Annotated in this window: 14 protein-coding genes; 8 read left to right on the top strand and 6 right to left on the bottom strand. The window is 49.4% G+C overall.

Annotated elements, in window-relative coordinates:
* Nucleotides 1-13 precede the first annotated feature (13 nt).
* Together ACFQ1T_RS13425 and ACFQ1T_RS13430 are read right to left on the bottom strand one after the other, a co-directional pair.
* Entirely contained in the window at nt 14-445 is a 432-nt protein-coding gene (locus tag ACFQ1T_RS13425) for a beta-lactamase hydrolase domain-containing protein (RefSeq protein ID WP_379077635.1), read from the bottom strand.
* A 38-nt stretch (nt 446-483) separates the two neighbouring features.
* Nucleotides 484-801 carry an ArsR/SmtB family transcription factor gene (locus ACFQ1T_RS13430; RefSeq protein ID WP_194747095.1) on the bottom strand — a complete coding sequence of 106 codons (318 nt, stop codon included), beginning with the start codon at nt 799-801 and terminating at the stop codon, nt 484-486.
* A 362-nt stretch (nt 802-1163) separates the two neighbouring features.
* On the opposite strand from ACFQ1T_RS13430, the gene ACFQ1T_RS13435 reads away from it, so the two are divergent.
* Nucleotides 1164-1829 (top strand): Crp/Fnr family transcriptional regulator, encoded by a 666-nt coding sequence (locus tag ACFQ1T_RS13435; RefSeq protein ID WP_194747094.1) that lies wholly within the window; start codon nt 1164-1166, stop codon nt 1827-1829.
* 129 nt (nt 1830-1958) lie between these two features.
* Nucleotides 1959-2561, top strand: a complete 603-nt coding sequence (locus ACFQ1T_RS13440; protein WP_379077639.1) for a glycine zipper 2TM domain-containing protein — start codon at nt 1959-1961, stop codon at nt 2559-2561.
* 46 nt (nt 2562-2607) lie between these two features.
* On the opposite strand, the gene ACFQ1T_RS13445 is transcribed toward ACFQ1T_RS13440, so the two are convergent.
* From ACFQ1T_RS13445 to ACFQ1T_RS13455, 3 genes are all read right to left on the bottom strand, one after another.
* Nucleotides 2608-3153, bottom strand: coding sequence for a Smr/MutS family protein (locus ACFQ1T_RS13445; protein ID WP_194747092.1), 546 nt, complete (start codon nt 3151-3153; stop codon nt 2608-2610).
* Nucleotides 3154-3213: 60 nt separating this feature from the next.
* The gene (gene trxB, locus ACFQ1T_RS13450; protein ID WP_338657209.1) at nt 3214-4164 is read right to left on the bottom strand and encodes a thioredoxin-disulfide reductase; all 951 of its coding nucleotides are present in this window, start codon (nt 4162-4164) and stop codon (nt 3214-3216) included.
* Between the two features lie 294 nt (nt 4165-4458).
* A complete protein-coding gene (locus tag ACFQ1T_RS13455) occupies nt 4459-4923 on the bottom strand; it encodes a Dps family protein (protein WP_194747090.1) in 465 nt (154 codons plus the stop codon).
* A gap of 109 nt (nt 4924-5032) precedes the next feature.
* On the opposite strand from ACFQ1T_RS13455, the gene ACFQ1T_RS13460 reads away from it, so the two are divergent.
* The 6 genes from ACFQ1T_RS13460 (at nt 5033) to ACFQ1T_RS13485 (ending at nt 13492) form a co-directional block, all read left to right on the top strand.
* Nucleotides 5033-7348 (top strand): DNA translocase FtsK, encoded by a 2316-nt coding sequence (locus tag ACFQ1T_RS13460; protein ID WP_313983998.1) that lies wholly within the window; start codon nt 5033-5035, stop codon nt 7346-7348.
* Entirely contained in the window at nt 7341-7964 is a 624-nt protein-coding gene (gene lolA, locus ACFQ1T_RS13465) for an outer membrane lipoprotein chaperone LolA (RefSeq protein WP_275356893.1), read from the top strand. Before ACFQ1T_RS13460 ends, lolA begins: the two co-directional genes overlap by 8 nt.
* A 24-nt stretch (nt 7965-7988) precedes the next feature.
* On the top strand, nt 7989-9299 hold the full coding sequence (locus ACFQ1T_RS13470; RefSeq protein WP_379077644.1) for a replication-associated recombination protein A: 1311 nt from the start codon (nt 7989-7991) through the stop codon (nt 9297-9299).
* A gap of 77 nt (nt 9300-9376) precedes the next feature.
* A complete protein-coding gene (locus ACFQ1T_RS13475) occupies nt 9377-11557 on the top strand; it encodes a tetratricopeptide repeat protein (protein ID WP_379077647.1) in 2181 nt (726 codons plus the stop codon).
* Between the two features lie 136 nt (nt 11558-11693).
* Nucleotides 11694-12965 (top strand): serine--tRNA ligase, encoded by a 1272-nt coding sequence (gene serS, locus ACFQ1T_RS13480; protein ID WP_379077650.1) that lies wholly within the window; start codon nt 11694-11696, stop codon nt 12963-12965.
* Nucleotides 12966-13216: 251 nt separating this feature from the next.
* Nucleotides 13217-13492 carry a hypothetical protein gene (locus ACFQ1T_RS13485; RefSeq protein WP_338657219.1) on the top strand — a complete coding sequence of 92 codons (276 nt, stop codon included), beginning with the start codon at nt 13217-13219 and terminating at the stop codon, nt 13490-13492.
* Nucleotides 13493-13505: 13 nt separating this feature from the next.
* Here the strand turns inward: ACFQ1T_RS13485 and mltF are convergent, their stop codons facing one another.
* On the bottom strand, nt 13506-14966 hold the full coding sequence (mltF, locus tag ACFQ1T_RS13490; protein WP_379077653.1) for a membrane-bound lytic murein transglycosylase MltF: 1461 nt from the start codon (nt 14964-14966) through the stop codon (nt 13506-13508).
* Nucleotides 14967-14975: the final 9 nt, after the last annotated feature.

Below are 14975 nucleotides of genomic sequence, written 5' to 3' on the forward strand. Positions count from 1 at the left end.
TCTCTTATTGATCTTATTCTTTGAACCAGCCTTTGACTTTATCCAGTAAGCCCTCTTTGGTCTCCGCTGATCCACCGCAACAAGCAGGTTTGCTTTGGGCAGCCACAGCGGGCGACTGTAAGGCCAGTTGGTAGACTTGATTGGCCCGGTTGCCAGTACGGCAAAAGCCGACGACGGGTCCCGGGTGGCTGGTCAGCAAGGTTTGCAGTTGAGCCACATGCTCGGTTGAGATCTGGTTGGGGACTACCGGGATGTACGCATAGGCCATGCCTAGCGCCGCCGCTTGCGAGGCCAAGGCTTCGCTGGTCGGCTGCGACCCTCCGCCCTCGCCATCAGGCCTGAAGTTGACCACCAAGGTCGTGCCTTGCGCAGCTAGCGCATTTAAATCTTCAGGCGTGAGTTGGTCGCTGATACTGTAATGTTGGTCGATTTGTTTGAGATTCATCGTGACGTCCTAGGCAATGATGCATTGTCCCCGCCGGATTATTTGCAAAACTCGTGGTGTAACACCTGGATCACCGCAAGCGCGGCGGGGCTGCCTATGCGGTAAAACACGTTTTTACCTTCGCGGCGGGTGGTTACCAACTGCGCTTCGCGCAACACGGTTAACTGTTGTGACAAGCTGGGTTGCCTGAGATTCAGGCAGGCCTCTAATTCACTGACGGATTTTTCGCCTTGTGACAGTTGGCACAACAGCATCAAGCGGTCTGTATTGGCCATGGCCTTCATTAACTGACTGGCTTGATCGGCCGAGGCCCTTAGCTGATCAAACAGATCCACCGCAATTTCTGAAGTTTGCATATTACCCCTTGCATAATCATTTATATTTTTATTTTCTTTGTACGTTGAAATTCAATCATAAACCTGTTGTCACAGATTGTGTACGCTTTAACACTTATCTGGGCATGACTTTTTGTGTGTTACGGGTGATGGACTGACGGGGTGCGTTATCAACTTAATCCAATTTGCATATTTTTGGGGCAAGCTTGCGGTCAATCCTATGACGATGACCCTCGACCTCTACCAAGTTGCCATCGCACGTCCACATGCCAAATCCATCTGAAACAGGGATGCAAATCAAACTGTGATAAAGTGCAGTACATAAAAAAGTGGCTGTCATGCAGGTATGACAAGCAAAAAAATGAACGAATGGGGATATTGGGATGATGCAATCATTAGGATGGATCAGTCTGTTTCCAGAACTGGAAGCATTGGAAGACTCTGCAAAAAAACTGGTTTCGCAGTATGCGCGCATTGTAGAGGCGCCGGTTGGTGCGATTGGCTATCGCGAAGGTGACCATTGCGGCGGCTATGTGCTGCGTTTAAAAGGGCGCTCGCGCGTTTATAAAATGTCAGCCAGCGGGCGTGAAATCGTGCTTTATCGCGTGGGTGCCGGTGAAACCTGTGTGATCACGACGACTTGCCTGTTAGGCAACAGCCAATATCCGGCCTCTACCGTGGTTGAAGATGACATTCAGGATGTGATTATCCCGGAAGCCATTTTTCATAAACTCATGATTGATTCGCCGGTGTTCAGGCAGTATGTCATGCAGAACTACGGCGCACTGATCAGCGACCTCATTGTGTTGCTGGATGAAGTCGCTTTTCAGACGCTGGATGCACGCCTGGCCAAGTGGCTGTTGGACATGGGCAATAACACCATACAGCGCACCCATCAGCAGATCGCTGACGAATTGGGCACCGCGCGTGAAGTCATCAGCCGCCAGCTTAAGCGCCTGGAACAAAAGGGCTGGTTGACTATGGGCCGCGGTGTGATTGAAATCCAGCAACGCGGCGAGTTGCTCAAGCTGGCCAATAGCAATCAATAACCTGCTTGTATCCACGCTGATACAAAATTTTGCTCACGGCGTCCTGTCTGTGCGTCATCGCACAGAACAGCCTGCACGTTATCAATCTCAACTGCCACATGCAGTGTGAATGTTGAGAGGAGAAACAACGTGCGTAAAACTATCGCAATCAGTGCCTGGATGTTGCTGGCTAGCCAGGCTGCATTTGCCGATGCCGAATATATAGACCGGGCGCGGGTGCTGTCTGTGGCGCCCCAGGTGCAACAAGTAAATCAGCCACGTCAGGAGTGCCGGACTGAATACATCAATGAGAGTGTTTATCAGGCGCCGGCGCGATCTAACACCGGCGCCATTATTGGTGGCGTGGCAGGTGGTTTGCTGGGCAGCACCATAGGCCGGGGTGGAGGCCGTGTGGCAGCGGCCGCTGTTGGTGCCGGGGTAGGCGCCATTGTTGGTGACCGTGTGGACAACCAGAATCCCTATGGCAATGAACGTGTTGTCACCCGCCCAGTGCAGCAATGTGTGATGGTGGACCAGTGGCAAACCGTGACCACGGGCTATCTGGTGAATTATGAATATCAGGGCCGCCAATACGCTACCATGATGGACCGCGATCCCGGTCCAACGCTGGAAGTGGCGGTGATGGTAAGGCCAAATGTCGCACAGGTGCAGCCGATGCCTGCGCCAGTCTACCGTCCTGCCGCCATGAGAGGACATGGTCCGCGCCACCATCCATATCCACAATATTGGTAAGTTTCTGATTGAGGCTCATGACGCGTTGCCAGAGATGGCAGCGCGTTTATGCTTTGAGCAAGACGATCACGGCCCCGCTGCCGCCATCATTGGCCCGTGCCTGGGCATAGGCAATCACTTCATCCTTTTGCATGAGCCAGTTGCGTAATTTGTGTTTAAGCACAGGCTCTTTATTGCGCGAGCCCAGGCCTTTGCCATGCACGATGCGTACACAACGCAGCCCACGTTTTTTACAGCCGGCAATAAATTCGGAGACTGTGACCCTGGCCTCATCACTGATCAGGCCATGCAAGTCGATATGCGCTTGCACCACCCAATGACCACGGCGCAGTTTGCTTAACACCATCGGCGATTGGCCTTCGCGTAAATACAATAACTCTTCGCCGCTTTCGAGTTCGTAGGCAGGGATGTAGTGATCGCTGAGCGAATCGATCAGTGCCTGTTTTTCATCGCGGATCAGTTGGCGCGGAATCGGTTTGGGTTTTTTTGGCGCATGGGAAACTCGGTTGGTTTTGACCGGACGTGCGCCTTTGACTGCTTCGTAAAACAGTGACACATCATTTTCATCGTTGTCCGGGTGTTCTTGTGACATAACCCGATTTTAAAATAAAAAAGCGCACCGGGGTGCGCTTCTTCACGATTGCTGCTGGATTTATTCCAGACTGGTCAGATAGCGCTCGGCATCTAGCGCAGCCATACAACCGGTGCCGGCACTGGTGACTGCCTGGCGGTAAATATGGTCTTGCACATCGCCCGCAGCAAATACACCGGGGATGCTGGTGGCTGTGAAATTGCCTTGTCGGCCTGCCTGGGTGACGATATAACCGCCCTCCATCTCTAACTGCCCTTCAAAGATTTGCGTATTCGGCTGGTGACCAATGGCAATAAACACGCCTTTGAGGGTAATGTCCTTGGTGGTGCCAGAATTGACGTCTTTCAGACGCATGCCCGTCACGCCCGTGTTGTCACCGAGCACTTCGTCCAGCGTCTGGAAGGTTTCCAGCACCACTTTGCCTTCTTTCACGCGCTCCATCAGCTTATCCACCAGAATGGCTTCGGCCTTGAATTTGTCACGGCGGTGGACCAGGGTAACCTTGCTGGCAATGTTTGCCAGATAAAGCGTTTCTTCCACAGCGGTGTTGCCGCCACCCACTACGGCGACCTCCTGGTTGCGGTAGAAGAAGCCGTCACAGGTGGCACAGGCAGACACGCCCTTGCCAGCAAACGCTTCTTCGCTGGGCAGGCCCAGGTATTTGGCAGAAGCGCCTGTAGCAATAATTAGCGCATCGCAGGTGTACTCGCCACTGTCGCCCACCAAACGAATCGGTTTTTCTGTGAGATGGGTGGTATGAATGTGGTCAAAAATCATCTCGGTGTTAAAGCGCTCGGCATGTTGCTGAAAGCGCGCCATCAGTTCCGGACCCATGACGCCGTTGGCATCTGCAGGCCAGTTATCGACTTCGGTGGTGGTCATGAGCTGGCCGCCTTGGGCGAGACCAGTGATTAAAACCGGGTTAAGGTTGGCGCGAGCCGCATAGACGGCTGCCGTATACCCGGCAGGGCCGGAGCCAAGAATCATTAAACGGGCGTGTTTAGTTGCCATGGTGAAAATTCCATTCAGGAAGGTTATTTTTATTCAGATGGGGATGACCATGGGTTTTTAAATGGTCATCTTCCAGTCAAGTGATCAATATATAAAGGTTTTTTCAGCAAGCTTCTTAGCATCCAAGCAGTTTTTTGGCTTAGGCCGCTTTGCTTAACATCTGCTACGCCGAGTGAGCCTACAACGAAAGACTGCATCCGTAGCTTATTTTTCTAATAAGCTACGTAACATCCATTCAGTTTTTTAGTTCCGACATCACCAGCAGGTTAGCCTACACTGAAAGACTGCTCGGAATTATTTTTCCAACAAGCTTCTTAGCATCCAAGCAGTCTTTTCATGAACCTGCAGGCGTTGAGTCAGCAAGTCAGCCGTGGCTTCATCAGAGGCTTTCTCGGCTGCCGGGAACACGCTACGTGCTGTGCGGCAAACCGCTTCGTGACCAGCCACCAGTTCGCTGATCATATCGTTGGCTTTAGGCACGTCCACGGTTTCTTCAATGGAAGTCAACTTGGAGAATTGTGCGTAAGTGCCTGGCGCATACACGCCCAGTGAACGGATACGCTCAGCCACCAGGTCTACGGCCAATGCGAGCTCGGTGTATTGTGTTTCAAACATCAAATGCAAGGTATTGAACATCGGGCCAGTGACGTTCCAATGAAAATAGTGCGTTTTGAGATATAACGTGTAAGTGTCTGCCAGCAGCTTGGACAAGCCTTGCGCAATTTCCTGGCGGTTTTCATTGTTAATTCCGATATCCATGAGCTCTCCTTGTGAGTGATTAGGGTATTTTAGAACCTCGTTCCCCTGTCTGCAATTTGATTTTGCTATAATCATTTAAGTTCACTCTTGCAGAGAAAGAGACAACATATTGTTTTTTAATAAGAAAAAAGCCGCTAATGTCCGTCTGGAAAAAGTCTCGACGGAAAAACAGCTGCGCGACGCCAAGCTTATCCGTGAAGTTGCCTGGATTGCGCTGGCGGCACTCGGTGTTTTTTTGGCGGTGATTTTACTGACTTACTCGCATGAAGATCCAGGCTGGACGCACGCGGTGGGGGAGAGTGACCGCATTCACAATGCAGGCGGCACGGTAGGTGCCTGGATGGCTGATATTTTTCTGTCTCTGTTTGGATTTTCTTCCTGGTGGTTTGTGGTGTTGGCTTTTTTTGTGGTGTGGCTCATGTATCAGCGGTTGCACCAGAATGCGGCTGAAAAGCAGGATTGGTGGTTGAATGCCGTCGGCTTTGCCTTGATGCTGCTTGCCTCTGCAGCCCTGGAGTCTGGGCATCTGGTGAGTTTACCTGCTGATTTTCCACTCAAGCAGGGTGGGGTGATTGGTAGCGGCATCGACCATCTCCTGCGCAATATGTTTGGTTTTGCCGGATCGACCATGTTGTTGCTGGTGTTATTTGCCACGGCCTTTAGCCTGTTTACCGGCTGGTCGCTGATCACCATGAGCGAACGGCTCGGTGAGTGGGTCATTCAGTTTTACCAATGGAGCGTATTGAAATATCAGGACTGGCAAGACCGTCAAGTCGGCCGCCAGGTGTTGCAGGCGCGTGAAGAGTTTGTCGAGGCGGAACGCAAGCGCATTGAAGACCGCAAGCCGGTGGAGATTACTGTGCCCGAGGTTGCCATCGCGCCAAGCGAGCGCGTGGTCAAAGAGAAACAGGCGGTGTTGTTTGAGGCCATAGAGCAGGAAGGCCTGCCACCGTTGCATTTGCTGGATGCGCCTAACCAGTCGGTGGAGTTGCAATCGGCAGAAACTCTGGACTTCACCTCGCGCCTGATTGAGCGCAAGCTGATGGATTTTGGCATCGAGGTTAAGGTGGTCACTGCGCAGCCTGGTCCGGTGATTACGCGCTATGAGCTGGATCCGGCACCTGGTGTGAAAGGCAGCCAGATCACTAACCTGTCTAAAGATTTGGCGCGGGCCTTGTCTGTGATCAGCGTGCGGGTGGTCGAGACGATTCCTGGCAAAAGCTATATGGGGCTGGAAATTCCTAACCCCAAACGCCAGATCGTGTCACTCACCGAGATTATGGGTAGCCAGGCTTATGCCGATTTAAATTCGCCGCTCGCGATTGCCATGGGTAAAGACATTGCCGGCAAGCCGATTGTGGCCGACCTGGCGAAAATGCCGCATGTGCTGGTAGCGGGGACCACCGGTTCTGGTAAGTCGGTGGCGATTAATGCGCTGATTTTGAGCTTGTTGTACAAAGCGGAAGCCAGCCGCGTTCGCATGATCCTGATTGACCCGAAAATGCTGGAATTGTCTGTATATGAAGGCATTCCGCATTTGTTGGCGCCAGTGGTGACCGATATGCGCCAGGCCGCCAATGCTCTCAACTGGTGTGTGGCCGAGATGGAGCGTCGCTATAAACTGATGTCTACGCTGGGTGTGCGTAACCTGGCTGGCTATAACCAGAAAATTGTCGATGCGAAAAAACAGGGTACTTCGATCCCGCATCCATTTAGTTTGACACCGGACGAGCCGGAGCCACTCGATGAAATGCCGTTGATCGTCGTTGTGATTGATGAGCTGGCTGACTTGATGATGGTGGTGGGCAAAAAGGTAGAAGAACTGATTGCACGCTTGGCGCAAAAAGCCCGTGCCTCAGGCATTCATCTGGTGTTGGCCACGCAACGCCCGTCGGTAGATGTGATTACCGGCCTGATTAAAGCCAACGTGCCCACACGCGTGGCATTCCAGGTCTCGAGCAAGATAGACTCGCGTACCATTCTCGACCAAATGGGCGCCGAAACTTTGCTCGGCCAGGGGGATATGCTGTATCTGCCGCCCGGTAGCGGCTACCCGCAACGGATTCACGGTGCATTCGTCAGTGATGGCGAAGTACATAACGTGGTTAACTTCCTCAAGGCGCAAGGCGAACCAAACTACATTGAAGGCATTCTCACCAATGAGACCGAAGGCGGCGACCTAGATAGCCTGGGTGGTGGCGAGGCCAGTGCGGGCGGCGAAAAAGACCCGCTGTATGATGAAGCAGTGGCGATTGTGCTCAAAACACGCCGCGCCTCGATCTCATCGGTGCAGCGTCAATTGCGCATAGGCTACAACCGCGCTGCCCGCCTGATCGAAGATATGGAACGTGCCGGACTGGTCTCTGCCATGCAAAGCAATGGCAACCGTGAGGTATTAGTGAAAGCCGGAGGAGACCATGAATAAAGTATTTACCCGAGTGCTGCTGGCGTTATGTAGTGTATGTCTCATTTCAACGGCATTTGCCGATGGCATCGATGATTTAAAGCAGTTCTACCAGAGCACGCATGCCATGCGCGCCAACTTCAAGCAGACCGTGTTTGACCAAAAAGGCCGCAAGCTGCAAGAGGTCAACGGCACCATGCTATTGCAGCGGCCCAACAAATTCCGCTGGGATTATCAAAAGCCTTACGAGCAGCAAATCATCAGCGATGGCCGTCAGGTATTTTTGTTTGATGTCGACTTGCAGCAAGTCACCCTGCGTACGGTAGATAAAGTATTAGGCACCAGTCCCGCGGCTTTGCTGGCAGGTGGTCCTAATGTCGAAGAGAGCTTCCGTCTCACGCGTTTGCTCGATTTTGAGGGCTTGCAACGGGTACAGGCCAAGCCAATTCAAAAAGACAGTGGTTTTCAGGTGGTGATCATTTCCTTCAGCCAAGGCAAGCTGGCTGAAATGCGTCTGGTGGATGCGTTTGGTCAAAGCACGCATATCGTGTTTTCAAACGTGGAAGTGAACCCCAACCTCAACGCCAACCAGTTTTTGTTTACTGTGCCCAAAGGGGTGGATGTCGTTGGCGAGTAGCCAGTAGACCGCGCCAGAATCATCATGTCATCCCTGTTTGAACCGCAAACTCCCTCCAGTATTCCACTTGCTGAGCAGCTACGACCAAAAACATTGTCTGAAGTGGTCGGGCAAACCCACCTGCTCGGTGAGGGCAAGCCGTTGCGACGCGCATTTGAATCCGGCAAGTTGCCCTCGATGATTTTATGGGGCCCACCAGGGGTGGGTAAAACCACATTGGCGCGCCTGATTGCGCAAACTGCGGATACCGAATTTGTGCCGCTCTCTGCCGTGCTATCCGGCATTAAAGATATCCGCGAAGCCGTTGAGCGTGCAGAACTCACCTTGCAACAAACGGGTCGCAATACTATCCTGTTTGTCGATGAGGTTCACCGCTTTAACAAAGGGCAGCAGGATGCGTTTTTGCCTTATGTCGAAAGTGGGCTGATCACCTTTATTGGCGCCACCACCGAAAACCCCTCATTTGAAGTCAATAGCGCGTTGCTGAGCCGGGCGCAGGTGTTTGTACTCAATGCACTTAATGAAGACGAGCTGGCGCAATTGCTTGAGCGTGCGCGCTTAAAAGTCGCACCTGCTGTTGCCCTAGATGAGGCGGTGCAAGAACAGGTGCTCGCCTATGCCGATGGTGACGCCAGACGCCTGCTTAATTTTGCTGAAGGCCTGTTTAACGGCGCCATTGCAGCCAAAGTCGATCGCATAGATGAATCCTTTTTGCAGTCCACCATGGCCAGCAAGCTGCGCCGCTTTGATAAAGGTGGCGAGGCGTTCTATGACCAGATTTCTGCCCTGCACAAATCCGTGCGCGGCTCCAATCCGGATGCCGCCTTGTACTGGCTCATGCGCATGCTTGATGGCGGCGCTGAGCCACTGTATCTGGCCCGTCGCATTATCCGCATGGCTTGGGAAGACATTGGATTGGCTGATCCACGCGCCATGCAGATTGCGAATGATGCCGCTTTGACGTTTGAGCGCCTGGGTAGCCCCGAAGGCGAACTCGCCCTGGCCCAGGCTGTGATTTATCTGGCCGTGGCGGCTAAAAGTAATGCCGGGTATATGGCTTATAACCAGGCCAAAGCCTTTGTTGCACAGGATAAATCCCGCGCCGTGCCGCTGCATTTGCGTAATGCCCCCACCAAGCTAATGAAAGCACTGGATTACGGCAAAGAGTACCGCTATGCCCACAACGAGCCTGAGGCCTATGCGGCAGGTGAAAGTTATTTTCCCGATGATTTAGCACCGCAATCCTTTTACCAACCCACACCACGCGGTTTGGAAGGTAAAATAGGCGAAAAATTACAGCACTTAAGAGAGCTGGATAAAAAAGCGAGAAAATAATGCCTTAGTGTTTTATTCTTTTTCAACGGGATATCAAAAATAAGGTATTTAATAAAAATAGCTATGAAAGGTTCTTAGTGAGTCTAGCGATTGAAACTGTTTTTCAGCAGGCTGTTATGTTTGCGCAGTCAGGGAGATTGCCAGAGGCAAAACAGTTATTTCAGAAACTTCTCAAGGAACTACCAAATCATCCTCAACTTTTAACCAATCTAGGTAGGATTGATTTCCAGTTGGGGAATCTCTCTTCAGCAGTAAAATTTCTTCAAAAGTCAGTGCAAATAGATAGAAATCAACCACAAGCTTTTTTGGTATTAGGGAATGGCTTTTTTCAATTAAAGGACTATCAAAAAGCAATAATTGCTTTTAAAAATGCCATATCTTTATCGCCGAAGGATACTGATGCATATTTTGGATTGGGAATTGTTTTGCATCAAATCAAGAAAAATGAAGAGGCGTTGAGTGCTTATGATCAAGCTATCTCTTTGAGGCCTTTTTTTGCAAAAGCTTTTAATAATCGTGCAAATGTATTAAAGGATCTCCATCGTTACGATGAAGCAATTGAAAGTCTTAAACGAGCAATTCAGATTGATCCTGAGTTTGTAGATGCTTACTACAATCTTGGTAATACACAGCAGATCTTGAGGCGTTTTGAAAGTGCAGTCAGTAGTTATGACAGAGCAATAGCTTTAAAGGCAGATGATGCTGATTCTTATCACAATCGCGCAAATGCATTATCTGCATTGGGCTTATATGGAGATGCGATTGCAAGCCTGGAGCGTTCGTTACAAATTCAGCCTGATTTAATAAAGGCTTACTTTAGTAAGGCGAACATATATAGTACTGTTTTAGACTATGAAAATGCGATTAAAAATTATGAGCATGTCCTCGCATTTGACCCTGATTTTGATTACTTGCTGGGGAACTTGATACATACAAAAATGATGCTCTGCGATTGGAGCAATTTAGATCATTTAATATCGCTGCTAATCAAAAAAGCTAAAAAACTGGAAAAAGTGACCGCTCCTTTTCCAGTACTTGCTCTCACTAATAGCCTCACTTTGCATAAAAAAGTTTCTGAGGTTTATTCAAGAAAAATTTTAGTTCAAGAGACAAAATTTATATCTCAAAAAAAGGAAATAGATAACAAAATCCGTATTGGATATTTTTCTGCTGACTTTCATAATCATGCAACTATGCACTTAATGGCGGATATTTTTAAATATCATGACAAGAGTAAATTTGAGGTGATTGCATTCTCTTTTGGGCCTGATAAAAAAGATGAGTGGAGGGCACGAGTGCTTCCTCACTTTGATGAATTTATTGATCTCAGAAATATAAGCGACAATGAGATTGTCGAATGCGCAAGAAGCAAAAGTATTGATGTTGCGATAGATTTAAAAGGGTTTACCGAGGATGGTAGGCCAGAGATTTTTAGGCAACGCGTTGCCCCCATTCAGGTAAATTATCTAGGCTTTCCCGGTACAATGGGATCAGAGTTTATGGATTATATTATCGCTGACAATGTCTTGATCCCTGCAGAGTATCGAAAATATTATTCAGAAAGGGTTGCATATTTACCCAATTGCTATCAAGCGAATCTGGATCAACGCAAGATTTCAGAGAGACTATTTACACGAGAAGAACTAGGATTGCCTTCATCTGGCTTTGTATTCTGCTGTTTTAATAATAGTTATAAAATCACTCCAGCAATGTTTGAATGTTGGATGAGTATCTTAAGAAACACTGAAAATAGTGTCCTCTGGTTGCTTTGTAATAACGATTTAGCGAGCAATCATCTTAAAGCTGAAGCTGTTAATTATGGAGTAGACTCAGCGAGATTGATATTTGCTAACAGTATGTCAGTCGAAGAGCACTTGTCGAGAATTAGGCTGGCCGATCTGTTTTTAGATACGTTTCCGTATAACGCTCATACCACTGCCAGTGATGCGATTAGAGTTGGGATGCCAGTATTAACGCTTATGGGCGAGTCGTTTGCAAGCAGGGTAGCAGCGAGTTTATTAACTTATGCTGATCTACCAGAGCTTATAACCACTTCAATGCAGCCATACACCGAGCTTGCAATTGAATTAGCATCAAACACAGAACGATTCAAAAAAATTAAAGAAAAGCTAGAACTGTCCATTAGTAAAAACGTTTTATTTGATGCTAAGCGGTTCACTGCTGATCTGGAGAGGTTGTATATGCTAATGGTAAAACAGCATAAAAATGCTGTTGAAAGTGATCATATATGTTTTTAGCAATCCTCTTGACGCTCTGACTCATGAGTGTTGAGATTGGTTAGGATAATAAGTTTTTGAATTTCTTTTATATATTTTTATAAGGCCTTAATGCGTTATAAAAATAAAAGTTATTAAGAATGAGTTTAAGGAAAGTATGTTAGATATTCAGTTGTTACGTAATGATTTAGATCATGTCGTTCCCCGTTTGGCGGCACGCAAATTTGCTTTTCCGGCAGAAGAATTCAAAGCACTTGAAGCGCAGCGCAAAACCATTCAAACCAATACGGAAAATCTTCAAGCCAAACGCAATGCAGCCTCCAAGCAAATCGGCATCGCCAAATCCAAAGGCGAAGATACCAGTGCAATTCTGGCCGAGGTGGCAGGTTTGGGCGATGAGCTGAAAGCGGCCGAGGCACAACTCAATGAAGTGCAAGCGAGCATGCTGGCGCTTATGCAAAACGTGCCTAACCTGCCGCATGAGAGCGTGCCGGTCGGGCAGGATGAAAGCCAAAACGTCGAAGTGCGTCGCTGGGGTACGCCACGCCAGTTTGACTTTGCCGTCAAAGACCACGCTGATGTCGGTGCGCCATTAGGGCTGGATTTTGATACAGGAGCTAAACTTTCAGGCGCGCGTTTCACCTTTATGAAGGGCCAGATAGCCAAACTGCACCGCGCGATTGCCCAGTTTATGCTGGATACCCAAACCGAGAAACATGGCTATACCGAGTGCTATACGCCGTATATGGTCAACCGTGAAACCCTGATTGGTACCGGCCAATTACCCAAGTTTGAAGAGGATTTGTTCTCTACCGCCCACAATGACAGCAAGCTCTACCTGATCCCGACTTCAGAAGTCACGCTGACCAACACGGTGCGGGATGAAATTGTCGCCATGGACAGCCTGCCGATCAAGCTGACCGCGCATACCCCATGCTTCCGATCAGAGGCCGGGTCTTATGGTAAAGATACCAAAGGCATGATCCGCCAGCACCAGTTTGATAAAGTCGAGATGGTGCAGATTGTGCACCCTGACACCAGCTATCAGGCGCTGGAGGACATGGTCGGCCACGCCGAGGCGATTTTGCAGGCACTCGAACTGCCATACCGTGTTGTCTCACTTTGCACCGGCGATATGGGCTTTGGCGCTGCGAAAACCTACGACCTCGAAGTCTGGTTGCCCGCACAGAATACCTACCGTGAAATTTCATCTGTTTCCAACTGCGAAGCCTTCCAGGCGCGCCGTTTGCAGGCCCGTTTCCGTAATGCCAATGGCAAGCCTGAGTTGTTGCATACCTTGAATGGTTCTGGTCTGGCCGTCGGCCGTACGCTTGTAGCTGTGCTGGAGAATAACCAAAACGCTGATGGCACGGTGAATATTCCTAAAGCATTACAACCCTATATGGGCGGAAAGACCCTGCTTAGTTAATAGATTCAATCGCTGTTTTTAAAATGCCTTGGTTGATAGCCAAGGCATTTTTATTTCTAACTAGTATGTGTTACATGGCATCAATTGTTGCGATCAATGACTCAGAAAATTGTACTTATTATCAGAAACTGCATGTCACAAAAATTTCATGCAACTTTACTTAACTCCTAAGCACATACGTATATGTCATTCACAGAAAAATGACATTGGTATGACAAATCTATGAAATTTGTTAAACAGGAGCTGAGATCATGAAAACATCACTACGTTTTATCCCTTTATCATTGTTCATTTTTTGCGCCAGCGTGCAATCTACCCCGTTTGACGCAGGCAATGGTAAACAAGGTTTTAAATTGACTTGCAGTGAATTCAATAGCAGTTTAGAGGAGTGCAAAACCAAGGCCAAAGACCTATGCGCCAGTGATTTCAAGTTGGTGGAACATCATGTGCTCGATCACCCAGATGCGGGGGATGGTTTTTATATGCCAACAGAACACCATTTGGTGGTTGAATGCAACAAAACTTAATGGTTTGAATTTTTTATGATGCCCTGGCTAACAACCAGGGCATTTTTATGTCTGCGATTTTGTATGGGTCTACGCCAGGGTCGTAGGGCGGGAAGTATTTTTGCATGATCTGGTAATAGCTTCGGACCAGCTCGGTATAGATCACGGGCGCGCCGCAGCTACAGTAGCCATGTTTGGCGTTAACGTAGTGGGTGGGATCGTTGAGCAGTTGGTAGCCGCGTTTGACGTCTGCCCAGCTATCGGGATTGAGGCCCAGGCGCTGGGCAATGATGCGGGCATCTTCGAGGTGGCCGACGCCGTTGTTATAGGCAGCCAGGGTCATAAAAGTACGGTCAGGTTCGGGAATGCGTGCGGGAATGCGGTCTTTCATCCACAGAAAAAACTTGGCGCCAGCCATCACGCTTTGCTTGGGGTCGAGGCGGTCGGTGACGTTCATCATATTAGAGGTTTGTTCGGTGAGCATCATGAGCCCGCGCACATTGGTGGGCGAGGTGCTGTAATTATCCCAGTGAGATTCCTGGTAGCTGAGCGCGGCAAGCAGTCGCCAGTCGATGTCTGTGATTTCTTGTGCGTTTTTAAACAGGCGGATATACCTGGGTAGCAAGGTCTGCGATTTGGTGAGGAAGGTAACCACATCAACCGGTTTTAAACGTTTGGTATGGCCGTGATAGCGGTCAACCAGGTTGCGCAGTACGCCATTTTTTTCGATCTGCTTGAAAAAAGCCTGTACTTGTTTGAGCCGCGGTTCGCCATGCAGTTTGTTTAGCGCCCAGGCGATTTTGTCGGCCTGGCCCAGCATCATGCCAGCATCCAGCTGCGGATAGTTATATTGCAAGATCGCCAGCAGGTGATTGTCTGCCACGGTAAAGTCGATCTCATTGCGTGCCACCGCTTCAATCAGTTGCTCTGAGCTCATTTTGTCGGATTCTTTCCAGGTCAGGCCCGGATACTTGGCCTGCAACTCGCGCATGCGTTCAACAAAACTGGTGCTTTTGGGCAGCACAATGCGTTTATTCAAAAGCGCATTGGCATGACTCGGCTCACTGTTTTTGTCGCGGTTAAACACCACCATGGACTGCACCTGGTTAAACGCCGGTCCAAACAGCACTTGGCGTTTACGCGCAGGGGTGATGCTGATGTCGGCTGCTGCAATGTCGGCGTCGCCTTTGAGCAGGGTAGGGAACACTTTTGAAAAACTGTCTACCACCACGAATTCGAGTTTGTACGGCGGCCCCAAAAACTCGACAAAGCGTTTGGCCAGGTCATATTCCAGTCCGGCGTAATTGTTCTGGCTGTCGATAAAGTAGGTGCTGGGGCTATTGATCGTGACAAAGCGAATGGTGTAAGGATCCGGCTTGGGTTTGGCGCGTGTGGCTGGTTTTGTATCACTATTATCGCTACACGCACTGAGCCCCAGGCAGAGCAGGGCCGTTAACCATGCGGCGCGAACCAAATGGGCAGAGAGAAAACGCATGAGCCAGCA

The sequence above is a fragment of the Methylophilus glucosoxydans genome, from assembly GCF_042676145.1.
GTDB classification, from domain to species: Bacteria; Pseudomonadota; Gammaproteobacteria; order Burkholderiales; family Methylophilaceae; genus Methylophilus; species Methylophilus glucosoxydans.

Bases quoted from the DNA above. Each gene is read 5' to 3' on its own strand.
- ACFQ1T_RS13425 (WP_379077635.1), bottom strand. From the start codon at position 445: ATGAATCTCAAACAAATCGACCAACATTACAGTATCAGCGACCAACTC.
- ACFQ1T_RS13430 (WP_194747095.1), bottom strand. From the start codon at position 801: ATGCAAACTTCAGAAATTGCGGTGGATCTGTTTGATCAGCTAAGGGCC.
- ACFQ1T_RS13435 (WP_194747094.1), top strand. From the start codon at position 1,164: ATGATGCAATCATTAGGATGGATCAGTCTGTTTCCAGAACTGGAAGCA.
- ACFQ1T_RS13445 (WP_194747092.1), bottom strand. From the start codon at position 3,153: ATGTCACAAGAACACCCGGACAACGATGAAAATGATGTGTCACTGTTT.
- trxB (WP_338657209.1), bottom strand. From the start codon at position 4,164: ATGGCAACTAAACACGCCCGTTTAATGATTCTTGGCTCCGGCCCTGCC.
- ACFQ1T_RS13455 (WP_194747090.1), bottom strand. From the start codon at position 4,923: ATGGATATCGGAATTAACAATGAAAACCGCCAGGAAATTGCGCAAGGC.
- lolA (WP_275356893.1), top strand. From the start codon at position 7,341: ATGAATAAAGTATTTACCCGAGTGCTGCTGGCGTTATGTAGTGTATGT.
- ACFQ1T_RS13470 (WP_379077644.1), top strand. From the start codon at position 7,989: ATGTCATCCCTGTTTGAACCGCAAACTCCCTCCAGTATTCCACTTGCT.
- serS (WP_379077650.1), top strand. From the start codon at position 11,694: ATGTTAGATATTCAGTTGTTACGTAATGATTTAGATCATGTCGTTCCC.
- ACFQ1T_RS13485 (WP_338657219.1), top strand. From the start codon at position 13,217: ATGAAAACATCACTACGTTTTATCCCTTTATCATTGTTCATTTTTTGC.
- mltF (WP_379077653.1), bottom strand. From the start codon at position 14,966: ATGCGTTTTCTCTCTGCCCATTTGGTTCGCGCCGCATGGTTAACGGCC.